This is a genomic window from Pseudomonas sp. FW306-02-D09B (assembly GCF_058782685.1).
In genome coordinates, this window is sequence record NZ_JBYSXY010000001.1 from 296,468 (window position 1) to 317,773 (window position 21,306).

A 21,306-nucleotide genomic window follows, 5' to 3' on the forward strand; every position below is an offset into this window, starting at 1 on the left:
ACACCAACGCTTACGGTTGGTGCGAGACTGGATCGGGGATCGGCGCAGTGAAGGGCTTTGGCAGGCAGCGGGAAGACCGCGCAGCTATTTCGAATACAAACTGCTTAGGTACTTTTTACAAAAATCGGACTCTGCGATTTTTTTTGCTCGATCATCCCACTCTTGCACTGGGGATTCAGGGGCACCCATTATTTCTTTTGTTATCTTGTCTGTGATAACGGTCATCTCTTCAAAACTCATTTTGATTCCGTGCTCTCGCCCGTACAGCCCCACTGCTTCGGCAGATCGGGTTACCACAGATGGATCGGAATGGACGTCCAAACCGGCAGCTAAACCACATCGAGTCAGTTGGAATATGTGTTCCTCTTTATTTTCGCATCCCTGCAAGAAGAGAAAGGTTGCTGCGATTAACATTGAGAAAGCTCTACTTCCCTTCATATTTCGATCCACGTATTTCGTTTTTTTCGATGAATATTCGGCCGGTGTTATACCTCGTGCGCTGCAAATTCGCACCTATTCAGGGCCTCAGTATTCGCTGGTTTTTTTCATTTCTGGAGTAACACCTATGGCCGAGCCGAGTACCGGCGCCCTGGCATTAGCTGGCGTACTTAGCGGCGTTGGCGCTGGCGTTGCATTCCCCCCAGATTGACCTGGCCGTATTGGTCGGGGCTTTCGCTGGGGCTTTCTTTTACGTCGTGTTCGCCAAGGACATGACATCGCTACGCCGCTTGGGTTACCTGGTGGTTGGCTGGATTGGTGGTGGCTTCGGTGCCGCTGAGCTGCTGGGCAGAGCCTGGACCAAGACCGCAGACTTCAGCGGCTTCCTGTATGGTTCACTCTGCGTTGTTGTCTTCGCCGGGATAGTGGGCTCGCGCTGGGCTATCAACTTTATGGTTCTCCAGCTGCAACATTCAACGGCTCGCACATTGTCGTGGCCCAGGCCGTGATCTGGAGCCAGAGCAAGTAAGGCGTCGTTCCTGATGTGAAAAAGCCCAGTTTAGTGCTGGGCTTTGTTGTTTCTGGGATGTGTTCCTGTGGGGCCGACATCGCTACGCATCGGCGACGTGATCAGCCTTGCCGCGCGCGCTTCGATCAACCATTGCGATGATCATTTCGAAGAGTTCGTCCTGCGCTTGCGCGGGCGTGATTTCTCCGGTCGCAGCGGCATGGGATAGAGCCTCGGCCGCGCCAAGCATTGCCCGAAGACCTGCAGGCGCAATATCTCCTGCCCTGGCAAAAGGGGCTAGGGCGATCCGGCACTTATTCATGAAGATCACTTCGTAATCACGCTTGATCTTTTCGAGCTCCGGTGAACTGGCCAGCGCCGCTATGACGCCAGGTATCTCATTGCCCTGGAGAAGCACGCAGTCGACGTAAGACGATGCGATGACAGCAGCCCTGCTCACTAACGTAGATTCACTCGCTTGGAGCGCGGAGTCCATAAGCGTTGTCTGGCGTGCATCGAACTCCTGATAGAGCGCCGCGAGCAGTCCAGGCCTTGTGCCGAAATGGTCGTAAACGACGGGTTTTGTAACGCCGGCCTGCTCGGCAAGCCGTCCAAGCGTCAGTGCTTCCGTGCCTTCTTCTCGAACCAATTGCCATGCGACATCCAAAAGCTGACGCTGTCTCTCCTCTCTAGACAGGCGACGACGTGGCTGCGTGCTGGAGACCTGCTCTCTATTTTCGGCGCTTGACATGGCTATATACCAAAAGTAACTTAAAGATAGTAACTTACTAAAAGTATATAAGCTTCGCCTTTTGCCCTCAATCAGTAGCAGGAGTTTTCGACATGCACGCGCTTATCGTTGTTGCTCATCATGATCCAAGGTCGCTCAGTCACAGCATCGCTGCGCATGTCGCCGAGGGCCTATCCTTGGCTGACGCAGGCAACTCTTTCGAAATCGCGGACCTCTCCGAGGAAGGTTTCGATCCGCGGTTCTCCGCGGCTGATCTCGCTGTACATCACAGGGAAGGGCCACCGCCGGCCGATGTTGCTGCCGAGCAGGCGAGAATCGATCGCGCCGATACCCTTGTGTTGGTGTATCCCGTTTATTGGTGGTCTATGCCGGCACTACTCAAGGGATGGATCGATCGTGTGTTCGCCAATGGTTGGGCGTTCGACTTCAGTTCTGATGCGAAGCTGGTGAAGAAGCTTCGCCACCTACGAGTTCATCTTGTCGGTATTGGTGGCGCAGACGGGGGAACCTATGAACGGCACGGTTATGCCAACGCGATGAAGACGCAGATTGACCATGGGATCTTTGACTATTGCGGCGCATGTGTCGTGACCTCCGAGCTCCTGCTCGAATCGGAAACGCAGGATCCGACTGTTCATCTGGACGTCGCGCGGGCCCTGGGCCGCGATCTATTTACTACATCTCAGCGATGCAAAATGGCCGGGGTAGTATGAACATGTAGTGTTCTGGACCGCTGGCGACGACCCAATGATTCCGGCCATTGGGGCATTTCCAGTCAGGTGCCGCTCATCCAAAGCTAAACGACTGAAATTAAAAAGAAACATTGCTGTTATAGAGTGCTGGCCTGATTCATGAGGGCTACTGAAGTGAACCGATCAGCACGAAACCTGCGTAAAACACTGGACGCTGCAGCAGCCAATAACGAGGCCGCAGCACTTGATGTCATGCGGGCCATTGATCAGCTTGGTGACGAAGTGCTGCGCCAGCGGCTGCTGGGCGTGGTCCATCGCCTGAATCAGGATGCGAGCGAGTTGCGGCAAGCCAGAGATAATGTCTCTGGAGCGCTGATGAAGCTGGCCTGATATCGCCCTCCGTGAGCGGATGCGACAGAGGGGTGGGAGGTGTATTCCTGGCTGGTCTAAGCTTTGTGGCGAGGACTTAGCGCCAGCCCTCAATCCTTCTCCGGACATTTAAAGTTCCAGGAGTAAATCTTCATTTCTTTAATCTTTTCGCCGACAGTTCCCACACCAAGGCAGGTTCCATTCTTGATGTAGTTGAAGCTGCAGTACCGGATGCCCTCCGTGCAGGATTCGATCTCTTTGAAACCTTTTCTCATGATGGTGTTTTCGACGCCAGACTCACCTGTATAGGTTGGGTTCGGCTTCCAGCCATTTTGAATTAATACTTTTCTGGCATTTAGAAAGGACATTCCCTCTTTTATAGGGGCGTCCGTTGCGTTGGCAAAAAAACTGGTGCAGCAAAAAAGGCTGATGAGGAATGTTTGCAGCTTCATTTAACGGTACCGCCAAAGTTTTTATAGATTTTTTCTACTTCACCGTACTCAGTATATGGTTGGCCCGATGGTTTTTCTTTGACTGGCCGATTCGCCAAGCCTGGGCCCATGGGTAAGGCTTCCCATTTTTTGAGACTTTTTCCACTGCAACTTTTAAGTCTCCACTGATTAACGGTTCGATTGCATTCACGTTGCGCAGCAGTTCAAGTGCAATCACATCCTGTGTTCCTGGTGTAAAGTCGGATAATCCTATTGCTTTAACGGAGAGCTTCCGGGAAGCGGGCAATTGGTGGGGGCTGTCACGCGGGCAGCCGGTTTGCCACTCATGGGAAGTTCCTTTTCAAGGTTTCAAATGGGGTAATAGTGGTCGATGGGCGCGTCGGGAAAGCGCCATCACTTATCCATAGGGTTGAACAGTGCTCAGTGGTTTTCGCGCATGGGACGGCAGGCCAGCAATGCCTGCCTGGCGATTTCGACGCAGTGTATCGAGCGTGCAGGCGCAGGGGATAAGCACGTCCATGGGTGAAGAGCGCATCAAATGCTACCGTCCATGTAAATTTGCATCGCGAAGAATGCCCCAGGCAGACATCGCATACAACGACACTTACATTATTTAGGTTGACAGTCATTTGCGTGGGTCAACCGTTCACTGGCTGGCCATATTTGATGCTTTGAAGGTCCAGATCAGTTGGTGTATCGTTTCAGCTGTTCGCCCGGCCATATGACTCTTTACCGGTCCATGGATGGCAAGGTCATATGCGCAGGGCGAACGCTATATCCTTTTGAGGTGATGGAATCGCTATCCAGCCTTTACAGGGGCTCAATGGAGTGTCTTACGGCTCTCACCAATCCTGATCCGATCCAGCGCCCGATTTAACGCATTCAAGGCATCGAGAAGAGCTTTCGCCTCAGCTTCCCGACCATCCCCCCACAGGCGTTCAGCCATTTTGTTCAGCGCCAGGATAGAGCGCTCAATTTCAGCTGCGGTCGCCGCTGCTTTATTTTCCTGCTGTTTTTTTTGCATTGCTGTAGTCCTCAAACCCGTGATCAGGTGCTGGTCGCTCAGGACGCAAACCAGACTTGACCTCCAGGATCCTGTCCGCGCCGATATGGGTGAAATCCTGGTCCCTGGGCCGGCAGGCAAAGGAATGGGGGAATCCGTTGCCTAGGGGCAGGAGGCTACTGTCCGTGATTGGCGGGAGGTTACTGGGGATTCGTACCGGAGGCATTCTCTATCGCTCGTGGCTTCAGTGCTGCTTGATACTTTTCCAGGCAACAGGTGCCAGAAGTAGTACTGCCAGCAAAAACACTGTCTGCGAAATATAGAACGTCTCCAGCCATTGTCGGTTTAGCGCCACATAGAACGTGTTATGGATCACGTCCACAACGATGATTGCAGCTGTGAAAACGACGCCTGGTCGGGGGTTTGTGAAGAGCAAAAGTGCGGCCAGAGGATCTAAAAACGTGAGCGCTCCCCAGAACAAACGACTGGCCCATGGAGTACTGTCACCATATCCGTAGTCCCAGAGCAGCCCATGCGTAAGGCCTGCATGCAGGTGATTGGCTGTTGCAACGAGGAGGCAGCCCGCAAACAGAGCGCGGATGGCAAAAGATAATCCCGGCACGGCATCGTCCGCTGATGGTCATTGGTATCACCATCGTATCGAAATCGGCGAGCTATAAGCGACGGGCTACTGCTAGCCGATTGGGGTTAGCGCCGCCCTTCGACGATCATGCGTACGGCCAAACCCGCGAGGACCGTCCCCATCAGCCAGCGTTGCACGATCTGCCACACGGGCCTGCCTGCGAGAAATGTTGCGATGGAGCCAGCCATGACGGCAATCAGCGCGTTGACGCTCACGCTAATGACGATCTGCGTAAAGCCAAGCACGATCGATTGCGTCAGCACGCTGCCGTGGTCGGTGGGGTCGATGAACTGAGGTAGCAGCGACAAATACATGACCGCAACTTTTGGATTCAGCAGGTTGGTGACAAAGCCCATCATGAACAGCTTGCGCGGGCCATCCTTGGGCAGGTCTCGCACCTGGAACGGGGAACGGCCGCCGGGCTTGACCGCCTGCCAGGCCAGGTAGAGCAGATAGAGCGCGCCGCCGAGTCGCAGGGCGTCATACGCATAGGGAACTGCCATGACCAGGGCCGTGATACCCAATGCGGCGCAAAACATATAAACGACGAAACCCAATGCCACTCCGCCCAAAGAAACCAGTCCGGCCATTCGTCCCTGGCAGATCGACCGCGAGATGAGATAGATCATGTTCGGGCCGGGAGTCAGCACCATGCCGAGTGAGATCAGACCGTAGGCGAGCAGGTTGGACAGTTCGGGCATCGCGTAACTCCTAATGGATGAGATAGCGAATCGAAAGCTCCGTTAAATCAATACGAGCGGTTTTCGCCACCGCTGAGGTTTGCACCTGGAGCGAACGATAGTAGGGCGGTCAACGGGAGAGTGTTAGACACAGATTGACTTGCAAAACGTCATACAGCGGTCGCAGCACCCGGTATCTACTCCCTGGGATACGTTGCAAGTTCAACGTGAGTAATGGCTTGCTCCATTAATAACAGCCAAGGTGCCTTATAGGCACCTGGCTGTTATTTACGAGAGAGCGAATAGGCTCGTGATGATCCTTATGGTGTTCAGGGCAGCGGTTGGAGGCTGGTCTTGATGGCAGTGACCACACGATTACGGCCTTGGTGTTTCGCGTGATACAGGCGTTGATCAGCTACGTGCAGAATGGCCTCGATGGTGTCGCCGTCGCGGCCAGATTGCGATATGCCGATGCTCACGGTGACCATGGTCAGCCGCTGGAAGCCGCTATTAAAAGAAGTATCTGCAACGCTGGTTCGCAGACGCTCGGCGATGACATGCGCGGCCTCTAGTGAGGTATGAGGTAGCAGTATCATGAATTCTTCCCCACCCACTCGGGCTACACCGTCATACGGTCGGATCGAATCGAGGCATTTCTGCACGAACTCTTTCAGGATGTCATCGCCAACCTGATGCCCGAAGCGATCATTGATGGACTTGAAATTGTCCAGATCAAGTGCCAACACGGAGAACGGCTCACCGCCACGGTTGGTCCGGCCAATTTCGGCTTCGACCCGCTCTATGAACCGACGCCGATTATCAGCGCCTGTCAGTGGATCGGTCGCCGCAAGGTGTCCGAGTTCCTGATTGGTGCGCTGGAGCTCCACCAGGGCGTTTTCGGTGTACTCCATAGCCTCGGCAAGACGCACCATCAGCTCCTCCTGGGTGTAAATTGTCGAGAAGGACCGCGTGGTGAGGAACGCTTGTACGACCCCATAGCTCAACAGGAAGAATCCAGCGGCGAAGATCGCATGGGCGAGCCACCACATGTGGTTCCAGGGACGTCCAAGGATGAATGCAAGAGATGACAACGCGAACGCCGTGACCGAGATGACAAAAATCACCATCAGCTGCGAACGGATACGGCGCAACAGGAGCATTGCCACGTTCAATGTGGATAGAACCAGGGCGCCACCTTCCAGCGAAAGGCGCACCGCAAGTTCGCCGGCGATTGACGAGTTCGCGACGAACGCCACTACCAGGTCAACCAGCAGGAACAGTCCTATCCAGGTCAACCACCGGCGGGGCTGCATTCGGCGGTCCGCAGCATCAGGTGGGCGGTGGTACGAGAGCATTCCGACCAGCAGCAGTATCGACATGACCAGTCGAGAGGCCGGTCCATAAAGCAGGAAGAGCCAGATATTGTGGTGTGCGAGCCCGGTGAACGCACCATGCAATGCATAGATCAGTACAAAACCGAGAAAACCAAGCGTCATCCATCGCAGCAGCGGCTCTCCCGATGACTGATAGCAGCGCCACGTCACGTAAGTCACAAACAAGCCTTCCAGGGTGGCTGCCGTGATCGCAATGATATGGAACGCGTGGTTCTCGAATAGAAGGGTGGGGTCCTGAAAGAAGTACAAGTAGCTAATCAGGTAGGCCGGAATGAACGCAAACCCTGCGAGCAGCAGGCAGGCATAAATCTTGATGATGAGACGGACGGCTTCAGGTGGCTCGCCGGTGGCGACGCTATTGCTCATGGCTCCCTCCAATTTTCAATATATTTTGCCAGCACCGGACCGGTAGTAGCTCCGTAGCCGCATACACGCTGCGTTGGATTTAGATTATGGAGCGCGAAATTGATCGGACTCCGGTCTTCCATGGCTTTGGCTCCTGTGGCGATTAATAGCCTAGTCGAGTAATGACAGGGCTGCAGAAGGAGCGGTCTGAATTTGCTATCGCGAACCCCTTTGTGGAGGTCGCGACGCAGCGGTAGGAAATCTTGAGGCGACAGAGGGGCTTTCGTTCGGTCGGCAGGACACCGAGGGAGGGATTTTCAGTCTGCGTATGATTTGAGCCAGCAGGCATACGTCTATTGAGACGATCGTCGCAGCTCTCAATGATGTCTTGCGTCTCGCTGAGCTGAGCAGGCGCGTTTCTGGCACAACGCCTCCACAGTTTTTCACAAATGTAGGTTAACCTTTGATTACAAAGTATGACTAAAATACGCCCCGGTGGCCATGAGCTAGCTTTCTGCTCAGACTCCCGTGCTTGACCGATTCGCTTGATCGTTGGATCTCGGACGCTGCGTTCAAATCAGGTTTGTGGCGCGCGGCATGTACTCTTCTGAACTGTGACGAATTCCCGTGAAACTCATCATTGTCTCCCTCTACGTTTTATCCATTGCGTATGTGCATCTACGTGGTCGCATCCGGCACAAACTGAGTCGCCAGTTGAGTGATCATTCGACCTTTCTGGCGCCGGTCAACTGCTTCCTGTACCTGTTTTCGAAAATCCCCAACAAGCCTTATCTGAATCCGGCCGACTTCCCGGACCTGAGCCCCTTGCAGGCCAATTGGCAGGAAATTCGCGCCGAAGGCCAAAATCTGCTCAGGGCAGGGGAGATCAAACGCTCGGACCAATACGACGATGTGGGCTTCAACTCGTTCTTCAAAACCGGCTGGAAGCGCTTCTATCTGAAGTGGTATGGCGACAGCCACCCATCGGCCACCAAGCTCTGCCCGCGTACCACGGAGCTGGTGCAAAGCATTGGCTCGATCAAGGCGGCGATGTTCGCCGAATTGCCACCGGGTTCGAAACTGGTCCGTCACCGTGACCCGTATGCCGGCTCGTACCGTTACCACCTGGGTCTGGACACGCCGAACGATGAGGGTTGCTACATCGACGTCGACGGCGAGCGCTACCACTGGCGTGATGGTGAGGCGGTGATGTTCGACGAGACTTACATTCACTATGCCGAGAACACCACCCAGCAAAACCGCATCATCCTGTTCTGCGACATCGAGCGCCCGCTGAAATACCGCTGGGCCACAGCGTTCAATCGCTGGTTCAGCCGTAATGTGATGTCCGCTGCTGGCGCGCCAAATGACGCTGGCGATAAAACCGGTGGCTTGAACCGGTTTTTCGGCAAGATCTACAAGATCCGTCTGCGCGGTAAAGAACTGAAAAAGCGCAACCGGACGCGTTACTACCTGGAAAAGTGGGCGATTTTCGGTGGTTTGCTGGCCATTATTGTATTGATCTGAGCACGACCATTGCGCCAGCAACCTTTGCTGGCGCGGCGTTGAGGTTTCCGGCGAGTCTGCAATACGCTCAAACGGTGTGACATCTGCGCTGGAGTATTATCTTCACAGGGATGAATCCTGCGCGTAGCGTGTTATCGAAGACCCTATCTGCATGTACTGGAGGAACTCCACCATGAACAGGTTTGTGCTCGGTACCAGTGCGTTGGCGTTGAGTGGCTTGCTTGGCACTCTGACCCAGGCCGGCGCAGACATTGGCATGCTGGCTGCCACGGTGGAGCATCCGGCCCTGCTGGCCCAGAATCTCCCTGACAACTCCGATAACCCCTACAACAGCCCGATTCGCCGGGTAAATCCCAACAGCATGCAGGGCACCCAGCCCAGCGCACCGGTTATTCGCGGGCCGAACACCATGCCGGTTCCCCGCCCACCGACCCTCGAAAACGGCGGGATTGGCAATGGCTATCCGCGCAGCGGTACTGCGCCGGGAGCGGTCAAACCGTATGTCCCGCCCAAGCCAGCCCCCCGAGATTCCGACACCAGCAGTTATTGAGCTGCATTGAGCGTATTGCAGGCGCTGGCTGAGCGAATACTTTTTTCTAGCCGCAAGGCATCGGCATGGTCCTCGTAGTAGCCGCGAATCAACGCAAAACGCCGGTAGCCGTTACGTTCATACAGCGCAATCGCTACCGGGTTGTCGATACGCACCTCCAGTCGCAGACAGGTGCAGTCATGCTCCAGCGCACAAGCCTCGATTCGCTCCAACAGCTGTTTGCCCAGACCCGTACCGCGGGCCTGAACCGAGGTGGCAATCGAGTACAGCCGCGCCAGCGAAGTGCGGCGGTGAAACAGCACCAAGGCGTATCCGAGCAATTGATCCGCACACTCGGCGATGATCAACTGCCCGTGAGCCCGGTTGATCATCCACTGAAAATTACGGCGGTTAAGCCGGTCGCTGGTGAAACATTGCTGCTCAAGTTCCAGGAGTGCTGCCAGGTCAGCCGGTACTGCAAGGCGGAAGACAAGATTCATATGACCACCGTAAAAGTTGCGTAACGGAACGAGACTTTCGAAAAACTTCGTGCTTAATAGGAAAGGTCTTGTTCTCCAACGGATCAATCACTATGTCAGCGCTACAAGGTCATTGGCGTGAAGTATCGGAGCAACGTTTACCGACAGCAATAACTAAAGCAACTTATTTATCAGAGGCTGCCAGAACCTCCAGTCAGTTGGTTATTATTGTCGAACGCAAGGAAGACTGGGCGTCTTACTTTCCCAGTGAAGACATCGTCAGTGCCCAGGAGTATCTCGAGCAATCCCGTGGCAGCGAGCAGGGCAAGCGGGTACAGGTAATCAATCTGTGCCGCAGTTACAAGTACCTGGGACACGGTTATTACTGCTCATTGCTGGCTGAGGCTCGTGGGCACAAGGTGATTCCTTCGGTGCGAACCATCAGCGAACTCACTCGCAAGTCTCTTTATGGCCTGTCGCTGGACGATTTGGATAAAGCCTTGGATAAGGCGCTCAATAATCACCTTTACAGCGACACTGAAGGATTTACCCTGACGCTGTATTTCGGCAAGACCAATATTGAACCGTTACAGGATTTGGCGCGTCAGTTGTTTGAAGTGTTCCCCTGTCCAATCTTGCTGGTAGAGTTTCGCCGACGTAACGGCTGGCACATCGAAGGTGTCAAGTTTGGTGCGTTACATAAGTTGCGAGAAGATCAGGAAGATCACTTCGCCAACGCTCTGGACAACTTCAGTCGCAAGATCTGGCGCATGCCGCGTTCACGCCGGCTGGCCCGTTATGACCTGGCAATCCTCCACGATCCGCAGGAAGCGCTGCCGCCATCCAATGCCAGAGCGTTGGAGAATTTCGTTCGGGTGGGCAAGGGCCTGGGCATCGATGTCGAGTTGATCGAGCGCAAGGACTACGCGCGTATTGCCGAATATGACGGGTTGCTGATCCGCGAGACCACCAGCGTCGATAACCATACCTACCGATTTGCGAAAAAGGCCGAAAGTGAAGGCTTGGTGGTGATGGACGACCCGGCATCAATTCTGCGCTGTACCAACAAGGTCTACCTGACTGACTTGCTCAACAGCCATCAACTGGGCATGCCGGCCACGGAAATTCTCTACAAGGAGCGACCGGAAGATTTTGAGCGGGTAGGCGAGCGACTCGGTTTTCCATTGGTGCTGAAAATTCCTGATGGCTGCTTCTCGCGAGGGGTGATCAAGGTCGAAAGTCAGCAAGCCTTGCTCGAAGCCACGGCTGAGTTGTTCGAGCACTCGGTGTTGCTGCTGGCTCAGGAGTTCTTCTACACCGAGTATGACTGGCGCATTGGCGTGCTCAACCGCAAACCGATCTTCGCCTGCCAGTACTTCATGTCCAAAGGCCACTGGCAGATTTATAACCACAAAGCCAAGGGCCAGGACATCAACGGCGAGTGCCGTACCCTGGCGGTTCATGAGGCGCCCAAGGCCGTGGTGGACCTTGCAGTGAAAACCGCCAACCTCATCGGCGACGGTCTGTACGGCGTCGACCTCAAGCAGTCCGGCGACAAAGTGGTGGTGATCGAGGTCAACGACAACCCGAACATCGACGCCGGTATCGAAGATGCTTACCTGCAGGACGACCTGTATTCACTGGTACTCGAGGAGTTTGTCCGCAGACTCGAACTCAAGCGTCGTGGGCAAGTCTGGTGAACAGTCGTTCATGCCAACAACATCCTTAAGCTGAACTACGCTCCCCTGCATTAGTGCGGAGTCATCCGCGCAGGGTTTTCAAGCAATCAGCAGGAATGCCGGATGAACAGGGAACAGGCGATTGCCGCGATCGTCTACCGCGGTAATAGCATTGAAAACACTCACATCGCGCATGTCGCGGTCGTCGATGCCCAAGGCCGCTTGCTCAGCGGTTTTGGTGATCCATCGCGCATGACATTGGCCCGGTCCGCCGCCAAACCTGCGCAAGCGTTGGCGGTCATGGAAACTGGTGCACTCGAACAATTCGGTCTGGACGATGCTGACCTGGCCTTGATGTGTGGCTCCCATAGCAGCGAAACACGGCATATCCAGCGAGCGCTGGGAATGCTGGCCAAGGCCGGCGCCAGTGAAGCAGACATGCGCTGCGGCGGTCATCCACCGATATCGGATGAGGTCTATCGGGCCTGGATCAAAAGCGATTTTGTCCCCGGTCCGGTGTGCAGCAATTGTTCAGGTAAACACGCTGGCATGTTGGCGGCCGCCAAAGCGCTGGGTGCAACGCTGGAGGGTTATCACCTTCCAGCTCATCCGCTTCAGCAGCGGGTGATGCAGACGGTGGCTGAGGTTTGTGAGGTTTCAGGTGACGCCATTCAGTGGGCTAACGACGGCTGCAACCTGCCGACGCCGGCCTTCGCGCTGGATCGGCTGGCGTTGCTCTTTGCTAAAATAGCCAGTGCTGCCGATACCGGTGAAAGTGCCCGGTCGCCACGTGAAGCTGAGTTGGCGCGAATTTACCGAGCCATGACCACATACCCTGAGCTGGTCGCCGGGAAGGGCCGTTTCTGTACAGCACTGATGAAGGCCTTCAACGGTCAACTGGTGGGCAAGGTCGGTGCCGACGCGAGCTATGCAATCGGTATACGCGGTGTGACCGACCAGCAGGCGCGGGGGATTGCAGTAAAAGTCGAGGACGGAAATCAGACCGTCCTCTATGCGGTGGTCTGTGACGTGTTGACGCAACTGAACATCGGTACGGCCGCGCAACGTGCCCAACTCAGTGCCTGGCATCACCCGCCAATGCTCAACACGGTGAAGGTACAGACCGGGCGTATCGAGCTGACGTTTTCACTGCCGCCCATTTAGCGCTCTTCTGCTCACGCTTGCTGCCCGAAAACAGCACTGGTTTTTCGGCTGCGAAGCCCGCGCACCACCAAATACAGCAGTGGCCCGACGGAAACGAATACTGCGGTAATCAGCAGGTACGGCAGCACTGACAACACTGAACGGCCACGGCTCCGGGCATCCTTGTACATCCAGATGCCTGCCAGGGTGGCTAGCAGATAAAGGTCGATCACCACTTGGGCAGTATCGGGGCGGGACATCAGGCTGATGCCGAAATCGATGAGTGACTGCTCGGCCTGGAGCATCACTGAAACGGTATAGCCAGCAAAGGCGAGAAGGGCGATCAACGGGAGTGCGACAGACTTCATGCTTTCCTTCCTTGGGACAATGAACGGTTTTCGAAGACTATCGCATTCGACAGAAAACTGGCCATTGACTTGCCTTTCGCGCGCAGCTAATTTCGAGCCATGACTTCCACCGTATCGCGCTGCCAGCCAAGCATTATTACCGCCATTCCTTATTTGGCGGGCTAGCTGACGACTGCACCCAACCCGCCCTAGAGGCGGGTTTTCATTTTCTGTCTCCGGGGCCGTGAACAAAGCCAGGAGACGTTGATGGACACCAACACCGACACTGCAACCGCCAAGCAGGCCCTGCTTGAGCGTTACGTGAAAAAAATCCTCGCCGCACCGGTTTATGAACTGGCAGTGCGCACGCCTTTGCAGGTGGCCCCGGCGTTATCCGAGGTGCTGGGCAACCAGATCCTGCTCAAGCGTGAAGACCTGCAACCGACCTTTTCCTTCAAGATTCGTGGCGCCTACAACAAACTGGCCCAACTGAGTGCCGAGCAAAAGGCTCGCGGGGTGATTACCGCCTCGGCTGGCAATCACGCCCAAGGCGTGGCACTGGCGGCGCGGGAGTTGGGGATCGAGGCGAGCATCGTCATGCCCACGTCAACGCCGGAGCTGAAAGTGATTGGTGTGCGCAGTCGTGGCGCGAATGCGGTGTTGCATGGCGAGAGCTTTCCGTTCGCCCTGGAGTACGCATTGAACCTGGCCCGGCAAACCGGCCGGACCTTTGTTTCGCCCTTCGACGATCCGGACGTGATCGCCGGACAGGGCACGGTGGCCATGGAAATCCTGCGTCAGCATCAAGGCCCATTGGACGCAATCTTCGTCCCGGTGGGCGGCGGCGGTTTGATCGCCGGCATCACCGCGTACGTCAAATACCTGCGGCCGGAGATCCGTATCGTCGGCGTCGAGTCGGAACACTCCGCATGCTTGCAAGCAGCAATGCTCGCGGGAGAGCGAGTGGTGCTGCCAAAAGTGGGCACCTTCGCCGATGGTGTAGCCGTCGCACAGATCGGTGAGTATGGCTTTGAAATCTGCCGCCATCATGTCGATGAAGTACTCACGGTCAGCAACGACGAACTGTGCGCGGCGATCAAGAATATCTACGACGATACCCGCTCGATCACCGAGCCATCCGGCGCGCTGGCCGTGGCCGGAATCAAGAAGTACGTGGCACAAACCGGTGTCCGGGGGCAGACACTGGTGGCGATCGACTCAGGGGCCAATATCAATTTTGATAGCTTGCGGCATGTGGCCGAGCGCGCCGCATTGTGCGGCGTCCCGGTGTAAGTCGCTGAAAGGGATTCAGGCGAGCAGCGGACGCAGAAACGTCCGCTCGTAACTGAGGATGAATTTCTTCTCCACCACCTGCGCCACCAATGCGGTGCTTTCGGTGTCGGTCAGGGCAATATGCCGATAGCTTTCGTAGTCGGCTAGAGAAGGAAAGCTGAACAGGCAGTAAGCGATATTGCTCGCGCCTTCGGACGGTAGGAAGTACCCGTGGTGCATACCGCCCAGGCGTTCGACAACACCAAGCCAGGCCTTGGCGTAGGCTTCAAACTCGGCGAGCTGGTAAGGGTCGATCACATATTTGACGTGGCAGGTAATCATCGTGTGTGCTCCGTTTATTCTTGACGGGCTTTCTCGACCTTGTCCGACGCCGACCAGATCCGGTAGCGCACTTCGACGTCTTTCGGCACGTAGACCACAATCGGCAGCTTGCTGTTGTAACGCAGCCGGAAACCCTCACCGACGACCGGCACGAAGTCCTGCTTGTTCTTGCCATCCGGGCACGCCATCAGGGTGCTCATCGGGCCGATGACTTTCTCCAGTCGATAGAACGGATAACCCCAACCTTCGAGGTTTTTCTCCTCCAGCGTGCCACCCAGACGCTGGTGGTTGCAATCGACAGCCAGGGTTTTCCCGGCGAGGATTTCGACCTGGTAGCTGTCTTCCCGAGTCTGCGGCGCGAGGTGAATCACTTGGCGGGTAAAACCGGTTTCAGCCTTGGGATAGGGGGCAACGTCTTCGAGTTTCGCAGCGCTGGCCAGAGTGGACAGACCGGACAGCAGCACCGCCGCGGCGGTGAGAGTTGATGAGCGCATGATGCCTCCTTGCTCTTGGTTGAGTCGGTGAATGCGAGCATTCTTACTGTGCAGGTCGCTCAATGCAAATCACGACGGCGAAGTTGGCAACGTGAGAGATGATTAGTGGCAATCATACGTTTTGCACGAGGTCACTTGGCGGTTCGTCGCAAATAGCTGATTTACCGACGGCCCGTCGTGCGAATTCCCGGGCATACCTTATGCTTCATTCCAGTGCATGAAAAACACGCCAGGAAAAACCGCGAGATAAGGATGGGCAAGACTGACGGCGGTTAACCCGGCGATTGATCGATGGTCCTACAAAAAGGGAGGGGTGTAATGTTTCTTTCTGCCTTGGAACTTCGCAATATCATTGAACACAGCTTTTTGCCTAAACGGTGCCAATGCACCTTGTCACCGGACCTGTCGATGACCGTCAAGGTCTACGACAACCACCGGAGGGACCAACTGGATCTGCTGGTGACCGGCATCGACGCGAACGCTCTTAACGGCTGTCGTGAAATCAACGATTTGATCGCTGAATTGCGCCACGACCTGGAGGATCACACCCCCGGCAGCCATGTGCTCGCGTCAAAGGTCCGCGCGCATTAATCCACGATTTCTGCGAGTTCGACGGGCGCACGCCGGGTCTGGAGAAATGCCAGGCCCAGCGCAATCTCCACCGCCACCGCCAGCAAGATACCCGGGCCGGCGTGGCCGTTGAGCCATTCGCCGACACCCAGTGTGGCCAGCCCGAAAACCCCCACCACGAGACCGCTGCTCAGCGCGCTACGCGAAACGGACGGCGGCGCGTTGCGAGCCTGATAAAACATCACGCCCAGCGCCACAAACAACATCGCACTGCGTCTGGCCACCAACCCTGTCGCGTCCGAGTATCCGATACTCCAGATCGACAGCATCACCTCGGGTATAAAGCCCCAGACCAGCGCCAGCGCAAAACACAGACCTGCGGTAAACATCGACAGTGTGCGAAACGAAAACTGCATGGCGAATCCTTGCGGCAGTAAGGGAGGCCAAAGCATAACCTTTGGCCTCGCCCATCACCAAATGCCTGGCGTTGCGCAGCGCCATGACTCAGTTCTGATAGCTGCAGGCATCCGACAGCTTGCGATAGCTGATGTATTCCTGTTTACCCACGTCGTCGATGAACTTCATCTCCGCCGTCACCACCTTGCAGTCTTGCGTTGTGGGCTCGGTCATCGAAACCACTTTCTTGACGTGCAGCGACATTCCGTAGTGATACGGCACAGGCTGGGAAGGTGCGGAGTCGGCCAGCGCCAGCCCGGTAAACCCGGTGCAGGCGAGGGCAGAGGCCACCAGAAAAATACGCATGTTCATGAGAAGTCTCCGGTGCAGACGTGAAGTCAGCGCGACACCTGACGATGTCGGCCCTGCCGCGCAGGGCGTCAGAAGATTCTGCGCGAACGCGGTCCAGTTAATTTTAGACCGCAGGATTAACCGGGGGTTAAGCTCGGTGGGGTTTCTAACGGACGTAGTGGGTTGATCGGCTTACGGTTGAGGACCATGCAGTTCGATCAGGGGGCCTCCATTTTCATCAGATGCTGGTGGTAACTCATCAAGCTCCAGATACGTGTCACCTTTTCCGTAGACCAAATACTTGTGGGAGCTCTCATTACCCGTGTTCTCGAAAATCACGCGAGCCCCCTGTTCGGACATTTGCACCCAGCGCGGGCGATTTCTTTCGGCGAAATCGACACGCTCTATTTGCCCTGTTTTCGGGTCGTAGTAAAAAAGAGCGCCCTGGAGATAGTTCGACGTGAATTCACCAGAGACCACCAGTACGTTTATATTCGATTGATTGGATGCGCACTGCCACTGAACAGAGGTACCTCGAGAGGCATCCTGGGTGCCAAAGATAAGTCGGTTTATTTGAGTGTGGCGGATGTTGTAGATGTAGGAGTCAACAATGGGTGAGCCACGTAACAGTTCGACCGTATTCCTGGGGCCTGCCAACTCACAGCTGACGACAGATATTATCTGTGGTGGTGCAGCAAAAATATGAGCACAGAATAGGGCAAGCGAGATGCCAAGCGAAATTTGTCTCATTTGAATCATATGCCGTATGAGCCGTATTGAGTCGGGGTAAAGAGTATTAATGCGGCTAACTGCCCGGCATGGAGCAGCGATGGAAGTGTCAATGCCAAACGTTTGCTCATTTCAAGCGTAGAACCTTAAACCCGAGTTTGTCTGGAAGAGTATCAACGCCTTCGACTTCTTCCGGCTGTCCCTTTGCATTGACGAAATCGTAGATCAGAAACTTTGCGGCGACTTCATGTCCACTGTTTGGAATGACGAGTCGCATCTGTTCACGCCCGACATAGAGCCAGCGAGGAAGCGCTTTTTCAGAAAAATCAATCCGTTCGGTAGTGTGACTTATTGGATTCTTTCGTAAGAGGACTCCCTTGGAGTATGGGGTTCCGTAGTTGAGTGCGAATATCAAGCCGGAGGCAACACACTTGGCCATGACAATCTGTCCGACAAAATCAGCGTTCGGCATATCGGAAAATGCACTCTGGATATTCCCGTCGACTTTCAAAAACAGCTTCTGACCTTCCAAAGTCGATGTGGCCAACAGCGATGCATGCGTTCCATCGGAGAATGGACAGTTGAGGATCGCCTTGATGGGTTCTGCGTAAGCAGGGCCGCCCACCAGCAGAGCTATTGTATACAGCCAAATTTTTCTCATTTGACCATGTTCCTGAATATCTGCGCTGAGGCGGGTTAAAGGGAGAGGGACACAAAAAGGGTCACGCTGTTCAGAAGAGGCTCAGGGCGCGACGCATGACTCCTTGGCCGAGACGGGCACTCGGCTCAAAAACAGCTGCAAACCTTGCTGATACGAATCCGCGTCCATCACATCGCTATGCCTGGGGATGTGATAGGCCTTGTCCTCACGATACAGTTTGGCGCAGGCAACGGAGTAGAAGTCGGGCGTAACTTTGAGATGCACAATCTGCCCCCAGGCAAGCCTACTTATGGCGCCTTTGCCCCTGGTATTGATCAGGGTGAAGCCCTGGTCGTCGAATTGCAGGCGATAACCACCTTCAGCTGCCTTGAGGGAAATGCGCAATTTCATTGCTATGAGACGCTGGTTCGCGCTACGAAAAGGCGCGCGCGGCTTGGCACGGTTGTCGGCGATACGTTCACGTAAATGGCTTAGCAGGCGACCGGAGTAGACCCGCCAGAACACCAAGAAGATCACCCCGAACAGCGCCATGGAGATGAACTTCTGAGTGCTGAACTCGCGCACAGGGAAATAGATTGCCAGCATGCCGCCGACCAGGCCCAGGAGAAACAGCAGCGGGGCGAGCAGGCGGTCCTGAAAGCGTGCGACATAGCCCAGCAGTCGGGCCTGCTGTTGATCATGCTTGAGCATCTCGTGCTCCAGCAGTTTGCCGATCCTGATCTCGGTATGCTCGGGGGTAATACTGAATTGCAATTCCATGACGTTGAATCCGAAGTCCGTTTCCTGATGAGGGCGGGAGTTTACGTGTTTACGCTGCTCCCGGCATACGTAACCAGTCGGACAGAATGCGCCTCTAGGGTCGTGGCTAGTCTGGTCTTGTCACCGAAAAAACGATGAGTACGTGTTCATCAAGCGCTGTCGGTAACTTGTCGGCGGGCAGTAATTGGCAGTCATTTTCAGACTAAAGTCGTCTGTATCAGCTAGCAGCCATCTGCCACTATTGGCAATCACCCCCGTAACTTTTCACTTCATCACGGCGAACCTTTTCGCTGGATGAACGCTATTTGTGTTGGCTGATTGTCCTGTCGCAAAGATGCGCTGTTGGAGCTTTTTTTCATGCGTCCCCCGTTTCCCCTCATCACACCGTGCCCGGTTCTGGGCTTCGGCGCTTTGCTGCTGTGCGCAGGTTTTACCGCGCAGTCCCAGGCCAGCGGTTTTATCGAAGACAGCAGCGTCAAAGTCGAATCGCGCACGGTGTATTTCAACCGCGATTTTCGTGATGGTCATACCTCGAACGAGCAGGGTGCGTCGAAGCGTGACGAGTCGGCCCAGGGTTTCATTCTCAATCTGCAATCGGGCTACACCGAAGGCACCGTAGGGTTCGGCGTCGATGCGTTGGGCATGCTTGGCCTCAAGCTCGATTCCAGCCCCGACAGCAGCAACAGCGGCTTGTTGCCGTCCACCGGGGAGAACCCGCGAGGCTCGAAAGACCAATACGCCAAGCTGGGTTTGACGGCCAAAGTCCGCGTCTCGCAAAGCGTTCTGAAGTACGGTGCGCAGTTGCCTGACTTGCCACTGCTCAAGTACAACGATGGCCGTCTGCTGCCGACGATGTTCAACGGTGCGATGCTCACATCGAAAGAATTCAAGGACCTGACCTTCACGGCCGCTCGCCTGGACAAATACACCGCTCGGGATTCCACCGACGCCCAGGACATCCGCGTGCACTGCAAGAACAAGCGTTACGCCTGCAACGTCACGGCCGATCACTTCGATATGTATGGCATCGATTACAAGATCAACGAGCGCCTGACCGCTCAGTATCATTACGCCGAACTGGAAGATATCTACCGTCAGCACTTTGTCGGTTTGCTGGCCAATCAGCCATTAGGCTCGGGCCTGTTGAAGGCTGACCTGCGCGTATTCGACAGTGCCGACAGCGGCGCCGCTCGCGCCGGCTCCATCGAGAACCGTGCCTTGAGTGGCATGCTCGGCTACACCCTTGGCGGTCACACGCTAAGCGCCGGCTGGCAGCGAATGATCGGTGATAACTCGATGCCGTACCTGGATGGCAGTAACCCGTATCTGGTCAACTATGTGCAGGTCAACGACTTCGCTGCGGCCCAGGAACGCTCCTGGCAGCTGCGCTACGACTACGACTTCAAGGCCGTCGGCCTCAATGGCTTGAGCTTCCTGACCCGCTATGTGAATGGCGATCACATCAAGGTGCCGGGCAGCGAGCAGGAAGGCAAGGAGTGGGAGCGCGACAGCGAGCTCAAGTATGTAGTGCAGAGCGGGACGTTCAAGGATCTGAGCCTGCGGCTGCGCAACGCGACGTATCGGAGCAACTACGAGAAGTTCGCCCGGGATGTGGATGAGACCCGGTTGATTGTGAGTTACAACTTTTCGGTGTTGTGACCGTGAGCCTTGCGGTTTGAAATAGACCGCTTTCGCGAGCAAGCCCGCTCCCACACTTGATCTGAGGTGCTCACACATTTTGTGTCCACCGACAATCTAATGTGGGAGCGGGCTTGCTCGCGAAGAGGCCCTCACATTCAGCGCATTTCCAACTGATGCCGGTACGGCAAATCCGGCCCGGTCTTGCTGCACGTCAGGGCGGCTGCGCTGATGGCGAACCTGAGCATCGCGTCGATCTGTTCGCGGCTCAAGCGCTGCAAGCCGTCTACTGAATCGAGCTGTTGCTCGGTCAGCCAGGTGATCAATGCAGCCTGGAAAGTGTCACCGGCACCAACGGTGTCGGCAATCACCACCTTGCTTGCCGGCGCGGACCAACTGCCATGACGACGGCTGAACACCGTCGCACCCTGGCCGCCACGGGTCAGGAACACTAATTGGCAACGATGCTCAAGCCAGCCGTCGATCACGCTCTGCGGCTCGCGACCCGGATACAGCAGGCTCAAGTCTTCCTCGCTGACCTTGATCAGGTCGGCGTATTTCATCAACTCGGCAATCCGCGAGCGCCACAATTCGATGTCCGGCTCGGGATTGAGTCGCACATTCGGGTCGAGGCTGATCAGGCGTTTGCCGCTTTCCCGGCGTACCAGCGCCAGCAGTGTGTCGGCAATCGGTTGCACCACCAGCGAGAACGAGCCGATATGCAGACCGCGCACCTCATCACTCAACTCCGGCAGATGGGCAAGAGTGAGCTGGCGATCAGCGCAGCCTTCACCGCGAAAGCTGTAATGTGGCGAGCCGTTGGCCCCGACCGCGACCATCGCCAGGGTGGTTGGCGCGTCGAAGTCCAGCAAGTAATCAGCACGTACCCCTTCATCAGCTAACACCTGCTGCAAGCGACGGCCGAGGTAGTCGGTGGACAGCCCGGCGAACAGCGCCGAGTCCACCCCCAGTCGACGTAAGCCGACCGCCACGTTGAACGGTGATCCACCGGCAATTGCCTTGTAGTTCACGGTCGAGGCCTGACCGCTGGCCGCGTTTTCGCTGAAGAAATCGAACAGTGCTTCTCCACACACCAGATACATAGTTGTTCACTC

26 protein-coding genes and 3 pseudogenes are annotated in these 21,306 nt (G+C 55.7%); 11 read left to right on the top strand and 18 right to left on the bottom strand.

From position 1 onward, the window contains the following. Positions 1-84 precede the first annotated feature (84 nt). Positions 85-414, bottom strand: a complete 330-nt coding sequence (locus AC3WK5_RS01465; RefSeq protein ID WP_054597558.1) for a hypothetical protein — start codon at positions 412-414, stop codon at positions 85-87. Positions 415-659: 245 nt separating this feature from the next. Here AC3WK5_RS01465 and AC3WK5_RS01470 point away from each other — a divergent pair. After that, a pseudogene (locus AC3WK5_RS01470) lies at positions 660-839 on the top strand (putative holin); the annotation flags it as partial. A gap of 35 nt (positions 840-874) precedes the next feature. Then, positions 875-967 (top strand): DUF1737 domain-containing protein, encoded by a 93-nt coding sequence (locus tag AC3WK5_RS01475; RefSeq protein WP_256585192.1) that lies wholly within the window; start codon positions 875-877, stop codon positions 965-967. An 82-nt stretch (positions 968-1,049) separates the two neighbouring features. Here AC3WK5_RS01475 and AC3WK5_RS01480 read toward each other — a convergent pair whose 3' ends face one another. Then, entirely contained in the window at positions 1,050-1,697 is a 648-nt protein-coding gene (locus tag AC3WK5_RS01480; protein ID WP_103316602.1) for a TetR/AcrR family transcriptional regulator, read from the bottom strand. Between the two features lie 92 nt (positions 1,698-1,789). On the opposite strand from AC3WK5_RS01480, the gene AC3WK5_RS01485 reads away from it, so the two are divergent. Together AC3WK5_RS01485 and AC3WK5_RS01490 are read left to right on the top strand one after the other, a co-directional pair. Continuing rightward, a complete protein-coding gene (locus AC3WK5_RS01485; RefSeq protein WP_054597556.1) occupies positions 1,790-2,410 on the top strand; it encodes an NAD(P)H-dependent oxidoreductase in 621 nt (206 codons plus the stop codon). Between the two features lie 153 nt (positions 2,411-2,563). Further along, on the top strand, positions 2,564-2,779 hold the full coding sequence (locus tag AC3WK5_RS01490; RefSeq protein WP_054597555.1) for a hypothetical protein: 216 nt from the start codon (positions 2,564-2,566) through the stop codon (positions 2,777-2,779). A gap of 89 nt (positions 2,780-2,868) precedes the next feature. On the opposite strand, the gene AC3WK5_RS01495 is transcribed toward AC3WK5_RS01490, so the two are convergent. From AC3WK5_RS01495 to AC3WK5_RS01520, 6 genes are all read right to left on the bottom strand, one after another. After that, positions 2,869-3,210 (bottom strand): hypothetical protein, encoded by a 342-nt coding sequence (locus AC3WK5_RS01495; protein ID WP_256585187.1) that lies wholly within the window; start codon positions 3,208-3,210, stop codon positions 2,869-2,871. Between the two features lie 34 nt (positions 3,211-3,244). Beyond that, positions 3,245-3,496 (bottom strand): hypothetical protein, encoded by a 252-nt coding sequence (locus tag AC3WK5_RS01500; protein ID WP_492574133.1) that lies wholly within the window; start codon positions 3,494-3,496, stop codon positions 3,245-3,247. A gap of 534 nt (positions 3,497-4,030) precedes the next feature. Further along, positions 4,031-4,234 carry a hypothetical protein gene (locus tag AC3WK5_RS01505; RefSeq protein ID WP_103316599.1) on the bottom strand — a complete coding sequence of 68 codons (204 nt, stop codon included), beginning with the start codon at positions 4,232-4,234 and terminating at the stop codon, positions 4,031-4,033. 223 nt (positions 4,235-4,457) lie between these two features. Continuing rightward, positions 4,458-4,835: a hypothetical protein gene (locus AC3WK5_RS01510; RefSeq protein WP_103316597.1), complete on the bottom strand. Its 378-nt coding sequence runs from the start codon at positions 4,833-4,835 to the stop codon at positions 4,458-4,460. Between the two features lie 86 nt (positions 4,836-4,921). Beyond that, on the bottom strand, positions 4,922-5,557 hold the full coding sequence (locus AC3WK5_RS01515; protein WP_103316595.1) for a LysE family translocator: 636 nt from the start codon (positions 5,555-5,557) through the stop codon (positions 4,922-4,924). A gap of 308 nt (positions 5,558-5,865) precedes the next feature. After that, positions 5,866-7,296, bottom strand: coding sequence for a GGDEF domain-containing protein (locus tag AC3WK5_RS01520; protein ID WP_103316592.1), 1,431 nt, complete (start codon positions 7,294-7,296; stop codon positions 5,866-5,868). 606 nt (positions 7,297-7,902) lie between these two features. Here AC3WK5_RS01520 and lpxO point away from each other — a divergent pair. Together lpxO and AC3WK5_RS01530 are read left to right on the top strand one after the other, a co-directional pair. Further along, positions 7,903-8,802 carry a lipid A hydroxylase LpxO gene (lpxO, locus tag AC3WK5_RS01525; protein WP_103316590.1) on the top strand — a complete coding sequence of 300 codons (900 nt, stop codon included), beginning with the start codon at positions 7,903-7,905 and terminating at the stop codon, positions 8,800-8,802. 172 nt (positions 8,803-8,974) lie between these two features. Then, positions 8,975-9,352 (top strand): hypothetical protein, encoded by a 378-nt coding sequence (locus AC3WK5_RS01530; RefSeq protein ID WP_103316588.1) that lies wholly within the window; start codon positions 8,975-8,977, stop codon positions 9,350-9,352. A gap of 35 nt (positions 9,353-9,387) precedes the next feature. Here the strand turns inward: AC3WK5_RS01530 and AC3WK5_RS01535 are convergent. Then, positions 9,388-9,831, bottom strand: a pseudogene (locus AC3WK5_RS01535) (GNAT family N-acetyltransferase); the annotation flags it as partial. 92 nt (positions 9,832-9,923) lie between these two features. On the opposite strand from AC3WK5_RS01535, the gene AC3WK5_RS01540 reads away from it, so the two are divergent. Both AC3WK5_RS01540 and AC3WK5_RS01545 read left to right on the top strand, forming a co-directional pair. Continuing rightward, entirely contained in the window at positions 9,924-11,510 is a 1,587-nt protein-coding gene (locus AC3WK5_RS01540) for a RimK family ATP-grasp domain-containing protein (protein WP_103316585.1), read from the top strand. A gap of 102 nt (positions 11,511-11,612) precedes the next feature. Further along, the gene (locus AC3WK5_RS01545) at positions 11,613-12,653 is read left to right on the top strand and encodes an asparaginase (RefSeq protein WP_103316583.1); all 1,041 of its coding nucleotides are present in this window, start codon (positions 11,613-11,615) and stop codon (positions 12,651-12,653) included. Between the two features lie 11 nt (positions 12,654-12,664). Here AC3WK5_RS01545 and AC3WK5_RS01550 read toward each other — a convergent pair whose 3' ends face one another. After that, complete coding sequence (locus AC3WK5_RS01550; protein WP_103316581.1) at positions 12,665-13,000, bottom strand: DUF2834 domain-containing protein; 336 nt, start codon at positions 12,998-13,000, stop codon at positions 12,665-12,667. Between the two features lie 246 nt (positions 13,001-13,246). On the opposite strand from AC3WK5_RS01550, the pseudogene ilvA reads away from it, so the two are divergent. After that, a pseudogene (gene ilvA / locus AC3WK5_RS01555) lies at positions 13,247-14,254 on the top strand (threonine ammonia-lyase, biosynthetic); the annotation flags it as partial. Between the two features lie 33 nt (positions 14,255-14,287). Here ilvA and AC3WK5_RS01560 read toward each other — a convergent pair. Next, complete coding sequence (locus tag AC3WK5_RS01560; RefSeq protein WP_103316577.1) at positions 14,288-14,593, bottom strand: NIPSNAP family protein; 306 nt, start codon at positions 14,591-14,593, stop codon at positions 14,288-14,290. A 14-nt stretch (positions 14,594-14,607) separates the two neighbouring features. Next, positions 14,608-15,087, bottom strand: a complete 480-nt coding sequence (gene eco / locus AC3WK5_RS01565; RefSeq protein WP_103316575.1) for a serine protease inhibitor ecotin — start codon at positions 15,085-15,087, stop codon at positions 14,608-14,610. A 318-nt stretch (positions 15,088-15,405) separates the two neighbouring features. On the opposite strand from eco, the gene AC3WK5_RS01570 reads away from it, so the two are divergent. After that, a complete protein-coding gene (locus AC3WK5_RS01570; protein ID WP_103316572.1) occupies positions 15,406-15,678 on the top strand; it encodes a DUF1652 domain-containing protein in 273 nt (90 codons plus the stop codon). Here the strand turns inward: AC3WK5_RS01570 and AC3WK5_RS01575 are convergent. From AC3WK5_RS01575 to AC3WK5_RS01595, 5 genes are all read right to left on the bottom strand, one after another. After that, positions 15,675-16,073, bottom strand: coding sequence for a hypothetical protein (locus tag AC3WK5_RS01575; protein ID WP_103316569.1), 399 nt, complete (start codon positions 16,071-16,073; stop codon positions 15,675-15,677). The two genes, AC3WK5_RS01570 and AC3WK5_RS01575, sit on opposite strands and share 4 nt — an antisense overlap. Before the next feature lie 88 nt (positions 16,074-16,161). Next, entirely contained in the window at positions 16,162-16,425 is a 264-nt protein-coding gene (locus AC3WK5_RS01580; RefSeq protein WP_054597539.1) for a DUF2790 domain-containing protein, read from the bottom strand. Positions 16,426-16,596: 171 nt separating this feature from the next. Then, positions 16,597-17,163: a hypothetical protein gene (locus AC3WK5_RS01585; RefSeq protein ID WP_103322139.1), complete on the bottom strand. Its 567-nt coding sequence runs from the start codon at positions 17,161-17,163 to the stop codon at positions 16,597-16,599. A 97-nt stretch (positions 17,164-17,260) separates the two neighbouring features. After that, entirely contained in the window at positions 17,261-17,794 is a 534-nt protein-coding gene (locus AC3WK5_RS01590) for a hypothetical protein (protein WP_103316564.1), read from the bottom strand. 81 nt (positions 17,795-17,875) lie between these two features. Next, positions 17,876-18,553, bottom strand: coding sequence for a hypothetical protein (locus AC3WK5_RS01595; protein ID WP_103316561.1), 678 nt, complete (start codon positions 18,551-18,553; stop codon positions 17,876-17,878). 357 nt (positions 18,554-18,910) lie between these two features. Between AC3WK5_RS01595 and AC3WK5_RS01600 the strand changes: the two genes are divergently transcribed. Next, complete coding sequence (locus AC3WK5_RS01600) at positions 18,911-20,212, top strand: OprD family porin (RefSeq protein WP_103316559.1); 1,302 nt, start codon at positions 18,911-18,913, stop codon at positions 20,210-20,212. Between the two features lie 137 nt (positions 20,213-20,349). Here the strand turns inward: AC3WK5_RS01600 and AC3WK5_RS01605 are convergent, their stop codons facing one another. Further along, entirely contained in the window at positions 20,350-21,294 is a 945-nt protein-coding gene (locus tag AC3WK5_RS01605) for a carbohydrate kinase family protein (RefSeq protein WP_103316557.1), read from the bottom strand. Between the last annotated feature and the right edge of the window lie 12 nt (positions 21,295-21,306).

Coding starts and splice junctions, on each gene's coding strand:
- AC3WK5_RS01575 (WP_103316569.1), bottom strand. CDS start 16,073: ATGCAGTTTTCGTTTCGCACACTGTCGATGTTTACCGCAGGTCTGTGT.
- AC3WK5_RS01545 (WP_103316583.1), top strand. CDS start 11,613: ATGAACAGGGAACAGGCGATTGCCGCGATCGTCTACCGCGGTAATAGC.
- AC3WK5_RS01530 (WP_103316588.1), top strand. CDS start 8,975: ATGAACAGGTTTGTGCTCGGTACCAGTGCGTTGGCGTTGAGTGGCTTG.
- AC3WK5_RS01605 (WP_103316557.1), bottom strand. CDS start 21,294: ATGTATCTGGTGTGTGGAGAAGCACTGTTCGATTTCTTCAGCGAAAAC.
- AC3WK5_RS01485 (WP_054597556.1), top strand. CDS start 1,790: ATGCACGCGCTTATCGTTGTTGCTCATCATGATCCAAGGTCGCTCAGT.
- AC3WK5_RS01600 (WP_103316559.1), top strand. CDS start 18,911: ATGCGTCCCCCGTTTCCCCTCATCACACCGTGCCCGGTTCTGGGCTTC.
- AC3WK5_RS01505 (WP_103316599.1), bottom strand. CDS start 4,234: ATGCAAAAAAAACAGCAGGAAAATAAAGCAGCGGCGACCGCAGCTGAA.
- AC3WK5_RS01495 (WP_256585187.1), bottom strand. CDS start 3,210: ATGAAGCTGCAAACATTCCTCATCAGCCTTTTTTGCTGCACCAGTTTT.
- eco (WP_103316575.1), bottom strand. CDS start 15,087: ATGCGCTCATCAACTCTCACCGCCGCGGCGGTGCTGCTGTCCGGTCTG.
- AC3WK5_RS01465 (WP_054597558.1), bottom strand. CDS start 414: ATGTTAATCGCAGCAACCTTTCTCTTCTTGCAGGGATGCGAAAATAAA.
- AC3WK5_RS01570 (WP_103316572.1), top strand. CDS start 15,406: ATGTTTCTTTCTGCCTTGGAACTTCGCAATATCATTGAACACAGCTTT.
- AC3WK5_RS01550 (WP_103316581.1), bottom strand. CDS start 13,000: ATGAAGTCTGTCGCACTCCCGTTGATCGCCCTTCTCGCCTTTGCTGGC.
- AC3WK5_RS01595 (WP_103316561.1), bottom strand. CDS start 18,553: ATGGAATTGCAATTCAGTATTACCCCCGAGCATACCGAGATCAGGATC.
- AC3WK5_RS01585 (WP_103322139.1), bottom strand. CDS start 17,163: ATGATTCAAATGAGACAAATTTCGCTTGGCATCTCGCTTGCCCTATTC.
- AC3WK5_RS01580 (WP_054597539.1), bottom strand. CDS start 16,425: ATGAACATGCGTATTTTTCTGGTGGCCTCTGCCCTCGCCTGCACCGGG.
- AC3WK5_RS01560 (WP_103316577.1), bottom strand. CDS start 14,593: ATGATTACCTGCCACGTCAAATATGTGATCGACCCTTACCAGCTCGCC.
- AC3WK5_RS01480 (WP_103316602.1), bottom strand. CDS start 1,697: ATGTCAAGCGCCGAAAATAGAGAGCAGGTCTCCAGCACGCAGCCACGT.
- AC3WK5_RS01515 (WP_103316595.1), bottom strand. CDS start 5,557: ATGCCCGAACTGTCCAACCTGCTCGCCTACGGTCTGATCTCACTCGGC.
- AC3WK5_RS01590 (WP_103316564.1), bottom strand. CDS start 17,794: ATGAGAAAAATTTGGCTGTATACAATAGCTCTGCTGGTGGGCGGCCCT.
- AC3WK5_RS01520 (WP_103316592.1), bottom strand. CDS start 7,296: ATGAGCAATAGCGTCGCCACCGGCGAGCCACCTGAAGCCGTCCGTCTC.
- AC3WK5_RS01540 (WP_103316585.1), top strand. CDS start 9,924: ATGTCAGCGCTACAAGGTCATTGGCGTGAAGTATCGGAGCAACGTTTA.